14 protein-coding genes and 1 pseudogene are annotated in these 18,671 nt (G+C 61.9%); 5 read left to right on the forward strand and 10 right to left on the reverse strand.

The annotated features are described in order from the left end of the window. Positions 1-4: 4 nt before the first annotated feature. From J2X43_RS10795 to J2X43_RS10820, 6 genes and pseudogenes are all read right to left on the reverse strand, one after another. A complete protein-coding gene (locus tag J2X43_RS10795; RefSeq protein ID WP_310293876.1) occupies positions 5-1,009 on the reverse strand; it encodes a glycosyltransferase family 2 protein in 1,005 nt (334 codons plus the stop codon). Continuing rightward, complete coding sequence (locus tag J2X43_RS10800; protein ID WP_310293878.1) at positions 1,006-1,932, reverse strand: glycosyltransferase family 2 protein; 927 nt, start codon at positions 1,930-1,932, stop codon at positions 1,006-1,008. Before J2X43_RS10800 ends, J2X43_RS10795 begins: the two co-directional genes overlap by 4 nt. After that, entirely contained in the window at positions 1,932-2,927 is a 996-nt protein-coding gene (locus J2X43_RS10805) for a glycosyltransferase family 2 protein (protein ID WP_310294883.1), read from the reverse strand. Before J2X43_RS10805 ends, J2X43_RS10800 begins: the two co-directional genes overlap by 1 nt. 57 nt (positions 2,928-2,984) lie before the next feature. Beyond that, positions 2,985-4,127, reverse strand: a pseudogene (locus tag J2X43_RS10810) (glycosyltransferase); the annotation flags it as partial. Positions 4,128-4,207: 80 nt separating this feature from the next. After that, a complete protein-coding gene (locus J2X43_RS10815; protein WP_310293880.1) occupies positions 4,208-5,002 on the reverse strand; it encodes a glycoside hydrolase family 16 protein in 795 nt (264 codons plus the stop codon). A 3-nt stretch (positions 5,003-5,005) separates the two neighbouring features. After that, the gene (locus J2X43_RS10820; protein WP_405049586.1) at positions 5,006-6,124 is read right to left on the reverse strand and encodes an acyltransferase; all 1,119 of its coding nucleotides are present in this window, start codon (positions 6,122-6,124) and stop codon (positions 5,006-5,008) included. A 533-nt stretch (positions 6,125-6,657) separates the two neighbouring features. Here J2X43_RS10820 and J2X43_RS10825 point away from each other — a divergent pair. After that, positions 6,658-7,617, forward strand: a complete 960-nt coding sequence (locus tag J2X43_RS10825; RefSeq protein WP_112390355.1) for a glycosyltransferase family 2 protein — start codon at positions 6,658-6,660, stop codon at positions 7,615-7,617. 3 nt (positions 7,618-7,620) lie between these two features. Here J2X43_RS10825 and J2X43_RS10830 read toward each other — a convergent pair whose 3' ends face one another. Both J2X43_RS10830 and J2X43_RS10835 read right to left on the reverse strand, forming a co-directional pair. Next, complete coding sequence (locus J2X43_RS10830; RefSeq protein ID WP_310293885.1) at positions 7,621-8,619, reverse strand: glycosyltransferase family 2 protein; 999 nt, start codon at positions 8,617-8,619, stop codon at positions 7,621-7,623. A gap of 113 nt (positions 8,620-8,732) precedes the next feature. Beyond that, positions 8,733-9,020 (reverse strand): exopolysaccharide production repressor protein, encoded by a 288-nt coding sequence (locus J2X43_RS10835; RefSeq protein ID WP_112390356.1) that lies wholly within the window; start codon positions 9,018-9,020, stop codon positions 8,733-8,735. 784 nt (positions 9,021-9,804) lie between these two features. On the opposite strand from J2X43_RS10835, the gene J2X43_RS10840 reads away from it, so the two are divergent. From J2X43_RS10840 to J2X43_RS10855, 4 genes are all read left to right on the forward strand, one after another. Continuing rightward, positions 9,805-10,485: a sugar transferase gene (locus J2X43_RS10840; RefSeq protein WP_112390357.1), complete on the forward strand. Its 681-nt coding sequence runs from the start codon at positions 9,805-9,807 to the stop codon at positions 10,483-10,485. A 76-nt stretch (positions 10,486-10,561) separates the two neighbouring features. Next, positions 10,562-11,827, forward strand: a complete 1,266-nt coding sequence (locus tag J2X43_RS10845) for a polysaccharide biosynthesis/export family protein (protein ID WP_310293887.1) — start codon at positions 10,562-10,564, stop codon at positions 11,825-11,827. Between the two features lie 14 nt (positions 11,828-11,841). Beyond that, positions 11,842-13,107 (forward strand): O-antigen ligase, encoded by a 1,266-nt coding sequence (locus tag J2X43_RS10850; RefSeq protein WP_310293889.1) that lies wholly within the window; start codon positions 11,842-11,844, stop codon positions 13,105-13,107. A gap of 46 nt (positions 13,108-13,153) precedes the next feature. Further along, positions 13,154-14,161, forward strand: coding sequence for an acyltransferase (locus J2X43_RS10855; RefSeq protein WP_310293891.1), 1,008 nt, complete (start codon positions 13,154-13,156; stop codon positions 14,159-14,161). Between the two features lie 4 nt (positions 14,162-14,165). On the opposite strand, the gene J2X43_RS10860 is transcribed toward J2X43_RS10855, so the two are convergent. Both J2X43_RS10860 and J2X43_RS10865 read right to left on the reverse strand, forming a co-directional pair. Next, positions 14,166-17,351 (reverse strand): efflux RND transporter permease subunit, encoded by a 3,186-nt coding sequence (locus J2X43_RS10860; protein WP_112390361.1) that lies wholly within the window; start codon positions 17,349-17,351, stop codon positions 14,166-14,168. Continuing rightward, positions 17,348-18,529 carry an efflux RND transporter periplasmic adaptor subunit gene (locus tag J2X43_RS10865; protein ID WP_310293893.1) on the reverse strand — a complete coding sequence of 394 codons (1,182 nt, stop codon included), beginning with the start codon at positions 18,527-18,529 and terminating at the stop codon, positions 17,348-17,350. The genes J2X43_RS10860 and J2X43_RS10865 overlap by 4 nt, the downstream gene beginning before the upstream one ends. Positions 18,530-18,671: the final 142 nt, after the last annotated feature.

Raw genomic sequence — 18,671 nt, forward strand, 5'->3', positions numbered from 1 at the left:
GCTCTTATCCTTTGCGCGAGCGCGAAGCGCCGCCTGTGACTGCAACTTCCGAATTCCGGACAGCAGCGCCGCGAAGGGCTGCCGTCATGCGGTTCAAACGGATTGCGATTGGCATTCTGAGATGGGCGATGGCCAGCGGATCGCGCCAGGCGGCACGAAGTGCCCGGGAGAGGGAGCGCTGCTTGAGGCCATCGACGAGTTCAAGAAAGGCATGCGCCTGCCGGAGACTGCGGGCGCGGAATGTCTGGGCGGCCGTGGCTGCGGCATCGAGGCTGTGGCGCGATAGAAACCGGCGGTCGCCTTCCATCATCGCCTCAATGTGCCTGATGTCGAGCACCCGCGAAATCGATCCTTCGCGGATGTGGTAGTTGTAGCCCGGCTCGGGCTCGATGACGCAGGTGGCGCCGAGCGCCATGGCGGACGCGAGGAAGAGATAGTCTTCGCCGATCCGGAGATTTTCGTCGAAACGCAGATGATGGCGCTCGATGAAGGCGCGCTCGAAGACGGGCTTCAGGTAGCCGAAATTGTGCTCGCTGCGAAACAGCGCGTTGGAGCGGATGAATGCCGGCAGCGTCAGCATCAGCGTGGGCGCCAGAGCGGCCGGCGCAAACATGGTTTCGGGCGCCGTTCCATCGGCGCGGATCACCCGCATGTTGTCCACGGCGATCTGAGCACCCGCAGCTTCGGCACGGGTGATCATGCGCAGCAGGCGGTCCGGCTCGATCGTGTCGTCGGCATCGAGTGTCGCAAGCCAGCGCCCGCGGGCTGCGTCGATCGCCGCGTTGCGTGCGGGCGAGGGCCCACCATTCCTCTCGAGCGCGATCAGGCGGACGTTGCCGCCGTAAGCAGCGGCGACGGCGCGGGTCGCATCCGTCGAGCAATCGTCGGCGACGATGACTTCGACGCTGACACCCACCTGCGCCAATGCGCTGCCGATCGCCTTGTCCAGCGTTTCGGCAGCATTGTAGGCTGCAATGATAAAGCTGATATCGGGCAGCTTTTCGCTCATGCGGCCCCCTCGACAGCGCCATATTGGCGGATTTCGCGAACGCCGAGCAGGCCGCTGACGACGCCGATATGCATCGTGCCGCGTAGCGCATAGCGGTAGCGCGGGACCGGCACGAGGATGCAGAGGGCGGCGACACCCAGGCAGTAGCTGGCCTTGGCTGTGGCAATGCCGATGGCCTTCACGCGGCTCAGACCCTTGCTGTTTTCCTGCAGCAGGCGGCCATGCGTCTGGCCGAAGCGGAAGCGGCGTTTGGCGAGCCAGGAGAGGTCGGCGCGGTTTTCCGGAACCGGCTCGTAGACATGTGCTTCGGGGGCAAAGGCGATCTTGCCGCCTTCCCGATGCAGGTAGCTGAAGAATTCCGTATCCTCGCCACCGGTCTTGCCGAGCGCGAGATTGAAGCGGCGGCCCTCGACATGGCGGGAGGAAAGGCGCAGCAGCACGTTGCAGGTATAACCGGTACGGATTTCACCATCGACCCAGACGGGCAGGGTGGAATGGAAATCGCCTTCGCGCATCCAGGTGGGTGCGGTCTGCGCATAGACGCTGCGGACCGGGCCGAGCACGGCGTCGGCCCTGGTCTTTTCAGCGGTATGCAGCAGCTCGACCAGCCAGTTTTCCGAGGCGTCCTCGTCGTCATCGATGAAGGCGAGGTAGTCGCCGGTGGCGTTTTCGAGGCAGGCGTTGCGGGCGATCGAGATGTTCGAAGCCGGGCAATGCACATAGGCGATCGGGTGCGGAATGGTCGAGCGCAGGGCTTCGACCCGGCCTTCAGCGCTGCGCGTCTGGTCATTGTCGGCAACGATGATGCGCAGTTTCACATTCTCGGGCACGGCGAGCATGGCCAGCGAAAGCAGGGCCTCGTCCAGCGAAGCGCGCCGGTATGTGCAAACACCAATGTCGATCTGCATGGTCTGATCCTTCATCAGGAGACCTTCCGGTTGCGGAAGCTCAGTAGCTCCATCCAGAAACCGGCCGACCAGGCGAAATGCATCACCATGGCCGAGAGGGCCGCGAGCGGCCCATAAGGATTGCGCTGGCCGACGGCCATCCAGAAGCCGTAGCCGACGCAGGCGATTGCCCAGAGGCTGAAGGGGATCACGGCGATCCAATTCAGCACGGCAAGAAATGCACCGATGAAGACCGGCACGACTGCAAGCGGCAGCATCTGGCGAAGCTTCGGCATATTGCCATGCTTCAGGATGTTCTTGGCGCGTCCCCGGCCGTAGCCGAGATATTGCCGGAAGAGCGTTTTCACGCTCGAACGCGGATAATAGATCATCCGCGTCTTGTCGGTCATCCAGATGCCGAACCCCGCCTTTTTCAGACGGTAGTCCAATTCCGCGTCCTCATTATGGCTGAATGTCTCGTCGTAGCCGCCGACGGTCTCGAAGGCGTTGACGCGCATCAGCGCGTGATGGCCGTGATCGGTCCAATGGCCCTCGGCACCCTCACGATGCTTGGAGCCGCCATTGCCGAGCTTGGAGTTCTGGGCAAAGGCCGTCGCCTTCTGGAAGATGCCGAAACCGACCGTTTCCATGGCGACGACGACTGAATCGGCTTCCGTATCCTCGGCTTCCTCGATGAGGCGCTGGCAGTAATCGTCCGGATAATCGCCATGGGCGTCGATGCGGATGAAATATTCGTAGTCGCGGCCGAAGGTGCTGACAGCGAGATTGATCGCGGCACTCTGCAGCCGGCGGGGATTGTCGAGCAGGATGACGCGGTGATCCGTTTCGCTGATGCGAGCGACGATCTCGCGGGTGCCATCGGTGCTGCCGCCGTCGGCGACGACGATCCGGGCATTGAGGTCGTCGAGCGCCGGATCGAGCTTCTCGATCAGCGGCTCGATATGCTTGGCTTCATTCAGGCAGGGAATGATGATGAGGCTGGAGACGCTGGTACGGACATCAGTCTTCATGGCAGTCAACCCTTCTTGAGCTGCGGGAGCTTTGGGAACGGAACCGGCGCGCCCCTCAGCGGCAGCCGGAACGAGATTGGCAAGTGTTTCGATAAGCGCGCGGCAATCGCCGCGATCGGCCATCCAGGTGCGCCTATTGGTGTCGGCGACTGCTGACGATAGCGCGCCGTAGTGCTCAGCCGTCAGGCCTTCGAACATCGCCTGCAGCGCATTGGCTGTTGGTTCGTTCAGCGAGAGCCCGAGCTGCTTGTCTGCTAGGAATCGGCTGGTTTCCGTTCCGGCGATGCTGAGCGGCACGCTGCCATAAAGGCAGCCTTCATAGAGCCGGTTCGGCAGCAGCCAGCTGGAATTCAGGCCTTCCTCGAAGAAGTCGATCGCCCATGAGAAATGCACCTCGCCATAGATGCTGGCGAGATCCTCCGGGTTCTTGTAGGGACCGCGAAAGCTCAGGTAGGGTTCGTTGGCAATGAAGCCATCGAAATCCTCGAATTCGGAATAGGCGGGGCGGCCGCGCAGGATGACCTCGACCCGGCCCTCCATGCGGCGGGTGAAATCGGCAAGCAGTTCCAGAGACTTGCGGCAGCGGAGCGCGCCGAACCAGCCGATCTTCCAAGGCTCTCCATCGGCGGGCGGCAGGCGCAGCGAGGCTGCCTGCGGCATGCCGTCAAGCGCCAGAACCTTGTTTTCCAGCAGCATGACCGGCGCCTTGATGGCCGATTTGGTGGCGAAGTAATTGGCGATGAAGGCCGGCGAGCTGGTGATCAGCAGCTTGGCCTTGCGGCCGAAATGAGCCTCCGCCCGGCGCAGCATCTTGCCCGGCGTACCCTCGTTCGACAGAAGCCGGTGGATATCGAGGCATTCATAGACAACCGGGACGCCGCCGAAGAGTGTGCTGGCGCGATCGGCAACGGCCAGCGCTTCCAGATTGCGGCCGATGATGACATCCGGACGCTCGACGCCCTTCAACAGTCCGCGCAGACGGATTGCGGCATTGAAGACCGCGCCGATGCGCTGACCGAACCTGCCGTCGGCTGTCTTGCCCAGCTCGATCGGTGTCACGCCGCTGACCTCGGCCAGTGCATTGTCGCCGCGGCGAAAGCCGGCGAGGGTGACGGCAGCGCCGCCCTCGGTCAGCATCAGCACGCGGCGGCGCACGGCCGGATCGGCCAGATCATGCACCAGGTAAAGGACTTTCAGCATCAAGGCTCCTGTGCGTGGACCGGCATTGGCCGGAGTCCGTTTCGGGGGTGAGGCAGGCAAGTCTCAGGCAGCCTGCCTGCTCAGTTGAGCGTGCAGGCGATCGATTCCGGGAACTGGCATTTGTCGCCGGGCGCCGTATAGGCGATCCGGTCGATCTGCATCGTGGTCGGCTGGGTGTAGGCGAACTTGCCCATCCAGCCGGCAAGCGTGTCCGTGCCCCACAGGCTGAAGAAGATCTTCTGCGGGCTTTGCGGGATCTTGCTGGGGTCGGTGACGTCCTGCACCAGCTTGCCGTTCAGGTAATAGCGCAGCCGGTTCGGCTCCCAGATGAAGGCGTAATCGTTGAAGTCCTGATCGGCGGACTTGCCGACCGGCACCAGCTTTTCGTTGCCGCCCTTGGCCTTGATGTACTGGTTTACCTGGACGGTCGAGCTGTCCTTGCCGAGTACTTCGAAATCGATCTCGTCGTGCTGCTGCTTGTCGGCCGGGCCGATATAGGTGAAGAAGGCCGAGTTCAGGCCGGGGCCGGTCGCGGTCTTGATGCGGGCCTCATAGGTGCCGTAGCTGAAGCGCTTCTTGGTCTGGATCTCGCCGCAGAGATAGTTGCGGTCCTTCGACTTGCCCTGGGCAAAGCCGAGTTCGAGCTTGCCGTCATCGATCTTCACCTGATCCTTGGACCAGGTGCAGTTCTGATGGGCGCCGTTGTTCCAGCCGTCGGAAATGTACCAGACGCTGCGGTCGATCTTGTCGAATTCATCGACGAAGGATGTGCCTGCAGCCTGCTGGGCAGACGCGGGAAGGGCGCCGGCAAAGCCGGCACCGATGATCATAAAACTCAGGCAAAGCCGTCGAGCATGGGCGATTTTCGTCGTCATGTGTCACCTTCGCTGTGGAACGAAATCAGCCGGGATATCCCGGCGGGATGGGTTTTGCGGACTTTTCTTGGTCCGGCCGCCGGTAAGGACGGCGTAGGATTTCGGGGCGTTGCTGCGCACGAATCCGTTCGTGAGAACGAGCAGCGGGAAAAGCACCAGCAGGCAGCCGCCGAAGAACAGGGGATAGAAATCGACGCCGGTCTTGCCCCAGACCATGAAGAGGAAGACCAGCAGCGGATAATGGGCGCAGAAGATCCAGAAGCTGAGGCTGCCGGTCTTCGACAACCGCTGGCCGAGCGGGGTCTTGATCAAGAGGGCAGAGAGCATCCAGAAGCCGGCAGCGCCGCCGATCGCCAGCGCATTGCGCGACAGCTCCACCCAGTCGGGCATCGAGGGGCCGGTTGCGTAGATCGCCGTCGCCAGCAGCGCCGAGGCACCGAGCAGCAGCGCCACGCCGAGCGGCGCGAAGCGGTCGAGCGCCTTGATGTCGAGCTTGTAGAGGCTGGCATAGATGCCGAAGGTGAAGCTGAACAGGATCGAGCGCTTGATGACGATGTAGAGCGGCAGCTCCGGAATCAGCGCCAGAAGCAGCAGCGACGACAGCGTGATCAGCGGGATACGGCGCACCAGCCAGGCAAGGATCGGCGAGATCAGGATGCAGACGAAGAGATCGCGCAGGAAGTAGAGCGGGATATTCGCCGGAAAGGTTTCGGCAGCAAACAGCTGGCTCAGCAATTCGCGGAAGGTCGATTCATAGGGGCTGATGACATAGCCGTCGCCGATGCCGATCGCCAGGATCGCCAGCACGGCAATGAAAAACAGCGTGTTCCAGATCAGGAACGGCAGGAACACGGTCTGCGCCTTGGTGCGCACCGTCTTGGTGTAGTTGAAGCCTTCCATCCCGCCGCGAAACAGCAGGTAGCCGGAAATGGCGCTGAGGCACGGGACCCCGACACGGAAGAGCGCTTCGCTCAGGAACACCCGCAGCCAGTCGAAGAAACCGTAGTTTCCGTTGAACGGCGTATTCGCAGGGTCGAATGGTATGTGGACGAACACAATGCCCGAAATGAGCACGATGCGCATCAGATTGATCCGCGAGGATACGTTGGCGTCTACGTTCACTTTATCTGTCACCCCTGTTGGAGCTGCACCTCCCCTTGCAGCCGTTTCAAAGAGCAGACTCTGGCCCGCAGACGAAAAGCTAGAGCGTTTTGGCGGAAGAAAATATGGCACTGCAGCAAAAGTGATCGCCGGTCCCGTTTTGTAACGGTGCGAAATTGCGGCTACCATGGCGTGTCGCGGACCGGGAAATCAGTTGCAGAAACGCTTGAGCGCCCTTTGCGCCAATGTATTTCCGAAAATGATCATAAAACGTTTGCGCCTGTTGCGAAGCGTGATCCGCATGGAAAAGTTTTTCTCATTTGGTGAAGGACATTCTGTGGTTTGTTACAGAACGCGGCCTCCGATTGAGGCCGAAATGTGTCTTCGTCACCCCCAAATGGGTCTATTCGGCACAGCCAGCACTGGTGTTCCGATAATCCGCCTTTGACAAATTTCGGCCGGAATGCGCTTCATCATGCTGCGGCGCAACAACTTGCCGTGCGGGTGACGGGCGCTAGATTCGCACTCACCGCTTCGGCCTGTCAGGAGAAAGAATGGCGACCTTCACGATCATCATCCCGTTTTACCAGCGCGAGGACGGCATCCTGCGCCGGGCGCTGGCCTCTGTCTTCGCGCAGAGCTACCGGGATTTCGATGTCCTTGTCGTCGATGACCATTCGCCCTATCCGGCCGAGGACGAGCTTAAGCCGCTGGGGGCGGACGAGCGGGCGAAAATCACCGTGATCCGCCAGGAGAATGCCGGGCCGGGCGGGGCGCGCAACACCGGGCTCGACAATGTGCCGTCGGCCAGCCGCTATGCCGCCTTTCTCGATTCGGACGATATCTGGACGCCGGATCATCTGCAGAACGCCTATGCGGCGATGCAGCGTTTCGACGGCGACTGCTATTGGGCCTCGATCCATGGCGGCGAGGAATTCGATTATCACTTCGGCATTGCCGATCTGGAGGTCAGAGAGGGCGCGCACCGGCTTTCGGATGCACCACTGATCATCGAGCTGCCGGATATTGCCGGGGTGATGCTGAAGAACTGGGCCTTCCTGCACATGTCCTGCATGGTGATCGGCCGGCCGCTGATCGAGACCGTGCGCTTCGATGCGGCACTCAGGCTTGCCGCAGAGGACGTGCTGTTCTTCTGCGACTGCATGCTGGCCGCCCGTCAGGTGCTGCTCTGCGGCGAGGCCGGCGCGTTGCGCGGCGAGGGGATCAACATCTTCCATGGCGTCGACAACGACTCGCCGCAATTTCTGAAGCAGCAGTTCATCACCTGGATGGCGCTCGACCGGCTAGAAGCGCGCTTTGCGGCGCGGCCGAAGGAAATCCAGACGATCAAGGATTACAAGACGCGGGCGCGCAAGCAGGCGCTGTGGAGCCAGGCGAAGCGGGTGCGCAAGGCGCGCATGCCGGACTTTCGCCTGCTGCTGCACTGGGCGCGCCGCGACCCGGCGCTGCTTGCCAGCGCCTTCCAGCTTGCGGGCGGAAAATTCTCGAAATAGCCGTCAGTCGGCGGGCGACGGGAGCAGGTAGCGCAGGCCGCCGGCACCCTTCGTGGCGATCTCGGCGCCGCCGGGGCTGCGGAAGCGCTCGGTCTTGTCCATGAAGATGCCGCAGGCGATCGCCGGCACGGCTGCAGGGTTCGCCAGCGCATAGCCGAGTGCGGCGCCGGGGCCAGCTTGCTTCTTGACGTCGAGGAAGTGCCGCAGTTCGTATTTGCCGCGCACATGGCTTTCGTGGCGGCGCACTGCCGCTTCACCCTCTGAAGTCAGCTTGCAGCTGGCGAGGATCGCGCGATCGGCTTCGTAGAGCTTGCGGATGTCGTCGGTGCGGTGGCTGCCGCTCAGCGAATTGCCGCGCACGACTGCACCGTAACCACAGGAATGGATCACCTTGTAGCGGGCGCCATTGGCGAGCGCCCGGACATAGAGCTCGTAATCCTCGCCGAGCCGCATCTCCTCGCGGTAGCGCAGCTTGTGCGCATCGAGGAAGGACCGGCGCATCACCGGCTTCAGGAAGCCGATCTCGCCACGGCGGACGCCGCGCTTGGAGATGTTGCCGTCGATGAAGGCGACGAGATCGAGGAAGAGCGGGCGATCAGGGAAGCTGTCCAGCCGCTCCGGCGCCAGCATCACCGTCTCCGAATCGACGAAGGCGATGTTGTCGGCCACGAAGTCCCAGTCGTCTTCCGCCAGCATGCGACTGAAGCGGCCCTCGAAGAAGAAGTCGTCGGCATCGAGGATGGCGATCAGCGGTGCCGTGGAGATTTCGATCGCATGATTGCGGGCGGCAGAGGGCCCGCGATTCTTTTCGAAGGAGACGACATTCAGCCGTCCGCTTGCATCACCGGCGGCGCGCGCCGCATCGGCCGTACCGTCGCTGGAGCCGTCGTCGATGACGACCACTTCGGCCACTTCCTTTTCGCGTAACGCCGAGCTGACGGCCATTCCGATCGTATCGGCCGCGTTCTTCGCGGCGATGATCACGCATACGCTTGCAACCACGTCGTGCCCTCCGTTGTTGGCGCAACAGTTAGGACGCCGCGGCGGCGGGGGCAATGCGGGAGGTCTTCAAAAGATGTTACGCGCGGTCCGGCAGCACTGGCCGGCCTGTCCGTTCAGCGGTTGAACGGCTCGGAATTGTTGAACGGGCTGACGGGCAGCTTGTCCTTGTCGTCGCGCGCCGGCGCCATCGACGGTGCAATGCCTGCGGAAGAGGCGTTGCGCGCCTTGGCTTCCTTCCAGACCATGAAGATCACGCCACCGAAGTAGCCGAGCTGCAGGAGAACCGCACAGATCGCCGTTTGTATGAGCGTCGTCGTCAGAGAACCGTTCAACACATAGGTTGCCACGGCAAAGACGGCGAGCGCGCCGATCATGCTAACGAAAACGCGAGGTGCATACATGACGTTTGCCTCCCTTTAGGAGGGTTGGTCCAATGAACAGTCATTGAACTCGGGCGCCTCCTAAGGTCCCTTTACTCGATATATTTTAGCAGGCTCTGAGTTTCAACAGAACGAAAGCATTAGTACCGCTAATCTTTTGTCCGGCGTTGCAGGTTTTCTACAGTATGCGGCTTAAGGTTTCCTCCTCGCTTTGCCTAAAAACGCCGATTGGGCGGTAACCATGTGATTTGCAGTCCGGGCGGCACGGGTGGGGTGAAATTTACTCAAGGTTGCCTTGAATGAGACATTGCACGCCCCAACTCGCGCCACATTTGCATCTCCAGAACAACGCCTGAGGCGCTTATGCGTTCAACTTTTATTACAAAGATTTCATCTAAAACGATTTGAGTGTGCGGTGCGAAACTAATGGTGCGCTGCAATAAACTAGGCTACGCGCAAATAACAATACGGTACTCGCGATAGTGGCCGCACCCTTTTCGCTAATGCTGCCTGCATTCCCGAAAAGGACTTGTTCTTCAGTCTTGTTGCAATGCAAAGCAAACTCTTCCCTCTTTAGTGCAGTGCATCCGAGTTAGTCGGAAACATTGCATGCTCTGCATATCCATTTGAGCTAATCCTAACGGACGGAAAAAGTGAACACGGTTTCCAAAAGGGCCCTGTTACAGACCCGTCTTCAAATTGTGGCTTAAAAAAACAAAATCCACCCATACACTCCGAACCTGTCAGCGCTACCTCAGCGGCTGAGACTACCGACCAAACGGCAAACATAAGTGGAGTTAACTCTATGAAGTCTGCGACGAGATCGGACAGTACGCCATTCTTTGGCGTGGTTCATGCAAACGTGTTTCCGCCGACCGGCGGGATCATGAAGCGCGCATTCGATGTCACCGCTGCATCACTGGGGCTCGTGTTTCTGAGCCCGATCTTCTTGATGGTGATGCTGCTCGTCAAACTAACCGACAAGGGCCCGGCCTTCTATGGTCATCGCCGCATCGGTCATAATGGACAGGAATTCCGTTGCCTGAAGTTCCGCACCATGGCGGTCGATGGCGACCGGTTGCTGCAGGAACACCTGCGTAACAATCCGAAGGCAATGGAAGAGTGGCGTGCGACCCGCAAGCTGCAGGACGATCCGCGTGTTACCGCGGTCGGCAGCGTGCTTCGCAAGCTCAGCCTCGATGAGCTGCCGCAGCTCATCAATATCATTCGCGGCGAAATGAGCGTCGTCGGGCCGCGTCCCGTCGTGCGTGACGAACTGGAGCTCTATGAGTCTTCGGCCGTCTTCTATCTTCAGGCACGTCCTGGCCTCACCGGCCTGTGGCAGATCAGCGGACGCAACGACGTCTCCTATGCCACGCGTGTCGCCTTCGACACCCACTATGTCGAAAACTGGTCTCTGACGCGTGACGTCATGATCATCGCCCGGACGATTCCTGCCGTCTGCATGCAGCGCGGCAGCTACTAACGCCGCTCCCACAACTCGACACGTTCGCACGGTGCTGCCCCTATGGCTTGCCGTGCAAATTCACGAGGAAGACTGAATGAAAGAATTCCTTTTTCACCGCCTCACGGCGCGCCGGTCCATTGCTTCAGGTCTCGCAATCGTTGCGGGCCTTGGTGTTTTGATCGGTTCATCGGGGCTTGCCAGCGCCGCCGATTATCAACTCGGCACGATGGACAAGCTGCGCATCCGCGTTGCCGAATGGCAGACGGCGGAAGGCGCGATCCGCGATTGGTCCGTGGTCAGCGGTGATTACTCGATCGGTCCATCGGGCAGCCTGTCGCTGCCGTTCATTGGCGACCTCCCAGCCTCTGGAAAGACGACGGACGCGATCGCGCAGGAAATCGGGCTGGCGCTGCAGAAGCAGTTCGGCCTCAAGGACCGGCCCTCGGCATCCGTCGAGCTCGCCGAGTTCCGCCCTGTCTTTCTCACCGGTGATGTCGAAAAGCCCGGCGAATATCCGTTCGCGCCCAATCTCACGGTGGTCAAAGCCGTGAGTCTTGCGGGCGGACTTCGCCGTGCTGACGCCGGCCAGCGCTTTGCGCGTGATTTCATCAACGCCAAGGGCGATGCCGTCGTCTACACTTCGGAAAAGAACCGCCTCATCGCGCGGCGCGCGCGGCTGCAGGCCGAGACGCAGAACAGCGATGCCATCGACATGCCGCCGGAACTCAAGGATCTGCCGGAGGGTAAGGCGTTGATGGCCAGCGAAGTGGCCTTGAAGGACACGCGCAAGAAGCGGCTGACGCTGCAGCTCCAGGCGCTCGACGACCTAAAGGCGCTGCTGCAGGCCGAAATCGAATCTCTGGCCAAGAAGACCGAGACGCAGACGCGTCAGCTCGAACTCGCCAAGGAAGATCGTGACAAGATCGAAAACCTGGCCGAAAAGGGGCTGGCTCTGAGCGCCCGCAAGCTGACCGCCGAACAGCGCGCCGCCGATATCGAGGCGACACTTCTCGATATCGACACCAATTCGCTGAAGGCCAAGCAGGATATCAGCAAGGCCAATCAGGACGAGATCACGCTGCGAAACGACTGGGACGCCAAGCTGGCCCAGGAACTGCAGGATACCGAATCCGAGCTGGATACGCTGAACCTCAAGCTTTCCACCAGCGATGCGCTGATGTCGGAGGCGCTGTCGCAGTCGAGCGACGCCGCGCGCTTCGACCCTGAAAACGCCGCGAACATCAACTATTCGATCGTCCGCGATGTCGGCGGGCAGTCGAAGGAAATTCCGGTGCAGGAGAACATGGCCCTCGAGCCGGGAGACCTGATCAAGGTCACGGCCGGGGTCGCGATGCGATAGAAGCGGAGACCGCAATGCGGATCGCCAAATCGTCACTGATCATTCCAGGCGTGAACGCGGCCTATGCCATCCCGGCGGTCGCGCTCTCGATGTTCTGCTTTGCCTATTCGATCCGTTTCGGGCAGGCGGCGATCCTGCTTTACTATGCGCTCTGGCTGCCGCTGATCGCCGTCGACTACAAGAAGGTGCTCGGCAGTCACAGCAAGTTCGTCTGGCTCTATGCTTTTGCCGTCTTCGCTTTTCTCTCGGTCTTCTGGTCGCAGGTGCCGAGCGTCTCGATGCGCGCCAGCATTCAGTATCTGACGCAGGTGCTCTGCGCGCTGATCGCGGTGCGCACCATCGATGTCAGGACGCTGACGCTGGGCGGTGTTGCCGGGGCGGCGGTGGTGCTGCTCTATTCGATCCTGTTCGGCTATTACGAATATGATCCGCTCGACGGCACATACAGCTTCGTCGGCGCCTTCGCGTCGAAGAACCAGCTCGGCTTCTATGCTTCGCTCGGCATCATCTTCGCCTTTGCCGCCGTCTTTATCTATGGAGAACGGCGGATCTGGGCGATGGTCTCCGCCGCTGCCGGTCTGATGGCCGCTTACTGCCTGCTTGCCTCGCAATCCGCCACCTCGGTGCTGACGACGGCCGTCATTGTCGCGTTGCTCGTCGGCATCCGCATCGTGCTGATGCTGTCGCCGCAGCAGCGCAAGCTTCTGGTGATCGGCGGTGGCGTGGCGGCGATCATTCTCGCGGTGGCCAGCGTCTATCTCGGCGTGGTCGATCTGGTCCTCGGCCTGTTCGGCAAGGATTCGACGCTGACGGGGCGTACCTATCTTTGGCAGCAGGGGATCGAGGCCTGGACGCAGCACCCGGCCTTCGGCATCGGCTATCAGGCCTATTGGGTCCAGGGCTTCTCGGAACCGGAACGTCTCTGGGAAGAGTTCTTCATCGGTTCGCGCAGCGGCTTCCATTTCCACAACACCTATATCGAGACGGCCGTCGAACTCGGGCTGACCGGCGTGCTCATCCTGGCGGCGACGATGCTCGCGATGCTCTGGGGGCACCTGCGGCGGCTGATCGAGGACGTGCGCAACTACGAGTCCTATCTGCTGCTCGGGCTTGCGGTGCTGCTGACGGTGCGCTCCTTCGTCGAGATCGATGTGCTCACACCTTATAATGTCGGCACCTTCCTTCTTTATTTCTGTGCCGGAAAACTGGTCGGCGCGCGGCAGCGCTCGGCGATGGCCGAACTGCGGCGCTACGAAACGATGCCTGCCGCCCATTCCTGATCCATTTCATTGCCCGCCGCCTCTCGCGGCATCTTGAGGAAACTGCATGAAGACCCTCTACGGGATCCAGTATTTGCGTGCCTTTGCAGCGCTTGCCGTCGTGGTGTTCCACGCGGCCGAACGGACCGGCGGCCATTTCGCCATTGGTGCGGCTGGGGTCGACGTGTTCTTCGTCATTTCAGGCTTCATCATGTGGGTGATCAGCGACCGGCGGCCGGTGACGCCGCAGCGCTTCCTGCTCGATCGCATCAAGCGCATCGCACCGTCCTATTGGCTGGTGACCGGGATCGTGGTGGCGGGCGCGCTCGCCGGGCTGTTCCCGAACCTGCAGCTCAGCGCCGGACATCTCCTCGGCTCGCTGTTCTTCATTCCGGTGCGTTCGCCGAGCAATGGCGAAATCTGGCCAGTGCTGGTGCAGGGCTGGACGCTGAATTTCGAAATGTTCTTCTATGTGCTGTTTGCCGGTGCGCTGTTCCTGCCGCGGCAATGGCGACTGGTCTTCCTCACCGCCGTCTTTGGGCTGTTCTTTGCCGCCGGGCTGCTGACCCATCCGTCCTCGGCAGCACTTGCGACCTATACGCGCCCGATCATCCTCGAATTTCTCGGCGGCGTCTTCATCGCCGAATTGTGGATCCGGCGGAAGGTGGCGGGAACGAGCCTCGGGCTTGCCTGCATCGGCGCAGCACTTTGCGGCTTTGCGGCGATCTATCTGATGGGTGCGGAGTTCGATGAATCCATCTGCGGGCCGCTGGCCATGGCGCTGGTCTTCGGCATGGTGTCGCTGGAAACCGGCGGCAGCATCGGCCGCGTACCTGTCCTGACCTATCTCGGCGATGCGTCCTACTCGATCTATCTGTGGCACACGCTGGCGATTTCGGTCGCCGTCAAGGCGGCTGAGATCCTCGGCATCGGCGGCGGGCTGACGCTGCTCGGCGCCATCGCCGGCGGCACGATCGTCGGTGTCGGAGCTTACGAGCTGGTCGAAAAGCCGCTGCGCAGGCTGTTTTCCGGCGAGGGGCTGAAGCGCCGCGGATTGCAGCGGCGCCCCTCCTGATCCCTTACTGCGCGGCTTCTTCGGCCTGCGCCGGTGGCGGCGCGGTGACTGCCGGCTTGCGCCGGTAGCGGGCGCGCAGCACCACATAGAAGACCGGCGTCAGGAACAGGCCGAAGATCGTCACGCCCAGCATGCCGGAGAACACGGCGGTGCCGAGCGACTGGCGCATTTCTGCGCCGGGGCCGGTCGCGATCATCAGCGGCACGACGCCGAAGATGAAGGCGAAGGCGGTCATCAGGATCGGGCGCAGGCGCAGGTGGCTGGCCTCGATGGCAGCCTCGATCGCCGTCTTTCCTTCTTCTTCCGCCTGTCTCGCGAACTCGACGATCAGGATCGCGTTCTTGGCCGCAAGGCCTATCAGCACAATCAGGCCGATCTGCGTCAGGATATTGTTGTCCATCCCGCGCAGATGCACGCCGATCAGGGCGGCAAGGATCGCCAAGGGCACGATCAGGATGATCGCCAGCGGCAGGACCCAGCTTTCATACTGGGCCGACAGCGCCAGGAAGACGAAGATGACCGAGAGCGCGAAGATATAGATCGCCGTGTTGCCAGTGTTCTTTTCCTGATAGGCGATTTCCGTCCATTCGAAGGTCGTGCCGGCCGGCAGGATGCTTGCGGCAACGCCCTCCATCGTGTTGAGCGCGCTGCCGGTCGAGACGCCGGGTGCGGCGTTGCCCTGCAGGGGAACGGAGACATACATATTATAATGCTGGACGAGCGAGGGACCCGCCGTGTCCTTGATCTCGACCAGCGTGCCCAATGGTACCAGCGCGCCGGTTGCCGAGCGGACCTTGAGCGCCAGGATATCGTCGCGCTCGACGCGGTACTGCTGGTCGGCCTGCGCGCGCACCTGGTAGACGCGGCCGAAGGCGTTGAAGTCGTTGACGTAGGACGTGCCAAGGTTGATCGACAGCGTATCGAAGATATTGGGGATCGGCACGTTCAGCGCACGCGCCTTGTCGCGGTCGATCTCCAGGAAAAACTGCGGGCTGGAAGCCGAGAAGGTTGTGAAGACGCCGGTGAGGCCGGGTGTCTGGTTGGCCTTGCCCATGATCTGATAGGCGGCCCCCAGCACGCGGCGCATGTCAGAGCTCTCGCGGTCCATGACCTGCATCTTGAAGCCGCCGGCATTGCCGATGCCGGAGATCGGCGGCGGCGGGATGGCGATGATGAAGGCTTCCTGGATACTCTGCAGGCTGCCGTAGAGCTGGCCGATGATCTGCCCGGCATTCTGGTGGTGCTCCAGCCGGTTTTCGAACGTATCGAAGGCGGCGAAGACGACGCCGGCATTCGAGGCATTGGTGAAGGTCGCGCCGCTGAAGCCGGAGAAGGCGACGGCATTCTTGACGCCCGGCGTGTTGCGGATGATCTCCGAGGCGCGCTGGACGACGGCATCGGTTCTCGCCAGCGACGCGCCATCCGGCAACTGCACGACGACGATCGCGTAGCCCTGGTCCATCACGGGCACGAAGCCGCGCGGCACGATGCTGGTCATATAATAGGTGAGGCCGAGCAGGCCCACGAAGACCAGCAGTGCGATGCCGAGCGCCGCCCAGGTCTGCACCGCATGGCGCACGATCCAGGAATAGCCCGAACTCAGCCGGTCGAAGCCATTATTGAAGCCGTTGGCCAGCGCATTGCCGAAGCGCGAGACCGGGTTTTTCGGCTTGTGATGCGCATCATGCGGTTTCAGCACGATCGCGGCGAGCGCCGGTGACAGCGTCAACGAATTCAGCGCGGAAATCGCCGTCGCGACCGAGATGGTCACCGCGAATTGCCGGTAGAACTGGCCTGAAATGCCGGGGATGAAGGCCGTCGGCACGAAGACCGCGATGAGCACCAGCGAGATGGCGAGAACGGCGGTGCCGACCTCGTTCATCGTCACATGCGCCGCCTCGCGCGGTGTCATGCCCTTCGCCAGATTTCGCTCGACATTCTCGACGACGACGATGGCGTCGTCGACGACGATGCCGATCGCCAGCACCAGACCGAACAGCGTCAGCATGTTCAGCGAGAAGCCGAAGGCGAGCAGGAAGGCGAAGGTGCCGATCAGCGACACCGGAATGGCAACGATCGGGATGATCGCCGTTCGCCAGGATTGCAGGAAGACCAGAACGACGAGAGCCACGAGGATCGCCGCTTCGGCGATGGTCTTGTAGACCTCGTCAATCGATTCCGAGATGAACTCGGTCGGGTTGTAGACGATGTCGTAAGAGAGGCCGTCGGGGAAATCCTGCTGCGCGGTCTGCATCGCCTGCTTGATCGAGGCGGCGGCTGCCAGCGCGTTGGTGCCCGGGCGCGAGAAGATGCCGAGCGCGACTGCCGGCTTGCCGTTCAGATAGCTGTTGGTGACATAGTCCTTGGCGCCGAGCTCGATGCGGGCGATGTCCTGCAGCTGCACCAGACGGCCGCTGGCCGTCGCCTTGACGATGACATAGCGGAACTGGCGGGCATCCGAGAAGCGGCCTTCCGTCGTTACCGTGTATTGGAAGGCGTTAGTGCCGGAGGTCGGCGGACCGCCGATCGAACCGCCGGAGACCTGGACGTTCTGATCGCGCAGCGATTGCACGACGTCGCTCGATGTCATCCCGTATGCCGAGAGCTTTTCGGGATCCAGCCAGATGCGCAGCGAATATTCGCGTTCCCCGAAGATGATGACGTCGCCGACACCATCGAGACGGACGAGCGTGTCGCGGATGCGGCTGCGCGCATAGTTGGATACGTAGAGCTGGTCATAGCGCGAGTTCGGCGACAGCAGATGCACGACCATCATCAGGTCGGGCGAACTCTTGGCGGTGGTGATGCCGATGCGGCGGACCTCTTCGGGAAGCCGCGGCTCGGCGATGCCGACGCGGTTCTGGACGAGGACCTGCGCCTTGTCGAGATCGGTGCCGAGCTTGAAAGTGATGGTCAGCGCCATCGAGCCGTCGGCGGTTGAATAGGAGGACATGTAGAGCATGTCCTCGACGCCGTTGATTTCTTGCTCGATCGGCGTTGCCACCGTATTGGCGATGGTTTCGGCGTCGGCGCCCGGATAGGCGGTGCGCACGACGATGGTCGGCGGGGCGATTTCCGGATACTGCGCCACCGGCAGCTGGAAATAGGCGAGCCCGCCGACGATGAGCAGAACGATCGAGAGCACCGACGCGAAGATCGGCCGGTCGACAAAGAAATGGGCGAACCTCATTGGGCGAGCTCCATGCCTGCAGCTTCCGGCGGGATGTCATCACGGCTCTGGGGCAGTTCGATCAGCTGCGGCGTGATCTTCGAGCCGGGGCGGGCGCGCATCAAGCCGTTGACGACGATGGTTTCGGTGCCGTCCATGCCTTCGCGGATGGCCCTGTAGCCATAGAGCCGCGGTCCCGGCCGGACCGGCTTGGTCGAGACGGTGCCGTCAGCGCCGACGATATAGACGACGCGCTGGTTCTGGTCGGATCCGACGGCTTCGTCGGGAACCAGGATCGCCTTGTAGGTATTCGAGGCTTCCACCTGCACACGGCCGAAGAGCCCGGGCTGGAGCACGAGATTGGGATTTTCGAAGCGGGCGCGAATGCGCATCGTGCCGGACTCGTTATCGACCCGGTTTTCGGCGAAATCCAGCTTGCCGCTGAACGGTTTCTGGGTGGAATCGGAGATCCGCACCTGGACCGGCACGCCACCACCGCCCTGCTGCAGATCGCTGCCGCGGGTGCGGGCGGTATCCGCGAAGTTCAGCAGGCGGCGCTCATCGACGTCGAAATAGAAGTCGATCGGATCGAGCGAGACGATGGTCGTCAGCACCGACTGGTCGGCCTGCACGAGGTTGCCGGCGGAGATCAGGCGGCGGTCGATGCGGCCGCTGATCGGCGCGGTGATCTTGGTATATTCGAGATCGAGTGCGGCGCGGTCGGCGGTTGCCTGGGCGCCGCGAACGTTCGCTTGGGCGGAGACCCAGTCGCGGCGGCGGTCGTCGAGTGTCGAGACCGACTGGCTGCCGCTATTGGCGAGCGATTCCGCCCGTTTGAACTGAGTCTCGGCATATTCCTGCGTCGACTTGGCGACTTCAAGCGCGGCGTTCGCCTCGTTGACGGCGGTGATGAAGGGGCGCTGGTCGATGACGAAGAGCAGGTCGCCCTTCTTGACGAGTGCGCCGTCAGTGAAATGCACTTCCTGCAGATATCCGCCGACGCGGGCGCGGATCGAAACCTGGTCGACGGCTTCGAAGCGGCCGATGAATTCATCGTTGTCGACGACCTCGCGGACGACGGGCTTGGCGACGGTGACGGGCGGGGGAGGCGGTGCGGCGGCCTGCTGAGCCTCAGCGGCGAGCGGCAGAAGAGCCGAGACAAAGCCGAATGCAATAGCGGCACGAAGAGAGTAAGGCATAGCGATCCCCCATTCTGGGCGGCCGTTATGCCGCCAATCTCATGCTGAAATGATGCGTATCATATCCACTGCTTCAAACGCGGGTGCCGCGTCTGCGACTTCCAATTCGAGCGCCCGAGGGCGCATTGCCAATCGTCCGGGC

It is taken from the genome of Rhizobium sp. BE258 (genome assembly GCF_031457345.1).
Lineage (GTDB): Bacteria > Pseudomonadota > Alphaproteobacteria > Rhizobiales > Rhizobiaceae > Rhizobium.

Bases quoted from the DNA above. Each gene is read 5' to 3' on its own strand.
- J2X43_RS10840 (WP_112390357.1), top strand. From the start codon at position 9,805: ATGAAGTCTGCGACGAGATCGGACAGTACGCCATTCTTTGGCGTGGTT.
- J2X43_RS10860 (WP_112390361.1), bottom strand. From the start codon at position 17,351: ATGAGGTTCGCCCATTTCTTTGTCGACCGGCCGATCTTCGCGTCGGTG.
- J2X43_RS10815 (WP_310293880.1), bottom strand. From the start codon at position 5,002: ATGACGACGAAAATCGCCCATGCTCGACGGCTTTGCCTGAGTTTTATG.
- J2X43_RS10845 (WP_310293887.1), top strand. From the start codon at position 10,562: ATGAAAGAATTCCTTTTTCACCGCCTCACGGCGCGCCGGTCCATTGCT.
- J2X43_RS10855 (WP_310293891.1), top strand. From the start codon at position 13,154: ATGAAGACCCTCTACGGGATCCAGTATTTGCGTGCCTTTGCAGCGCTT.
- J2X43_RS10825 (WP_112390355.1), top strand. From the start codon at position 6,658: ATGGCGACCTTCACGATCATCATCCCGTTTTACCAGCGCGAGGACGGC.
- J2X43_RS10850 (WP_310293889.1), top strand. From the start codon at position 11,842: ATGCGGATCGCCAAATCGTCACTGATCATTCCAGGCGTGAACGCGGCC.
- J2X43_RS10865 (WP_310293893.1), bottom strand. From the start codon at position 18,529: ATGCCTTACTCTCTTCGTGCCGCTATTGCATTCGGCTTTGTCTCGGCT.
- J2X43_RS10805 (WP_310294883.1), bottom strand. From the start codon at position 2,927: ATGAAGACTGATGTCCGTACCAGCGTCTCCAGCCTCATCATCATTCCC.
- J2X43_RS10795 (WP_310293876.1), bottom strand. From the start codon at position 1,009: ATGAGCGAAAAGCTGCCCGATATCAGCTTTATCATTGCAGCCTACAAT.
- J2X43_RS10800 (WP_310293878.1), bottom strand. From the start codon at position 1,932: ATGAAGGATCAGACCATGCAGATCGACATTGGTGTTTGCACATACCGG.
- J2X43_RS10835 (WP_112390356.1), bottom strand. From the start codon at position 9,020: ATGTATGCACCTCGCGTTTTCGTTAGCATGATCGGCGCGCTCGCCGTC.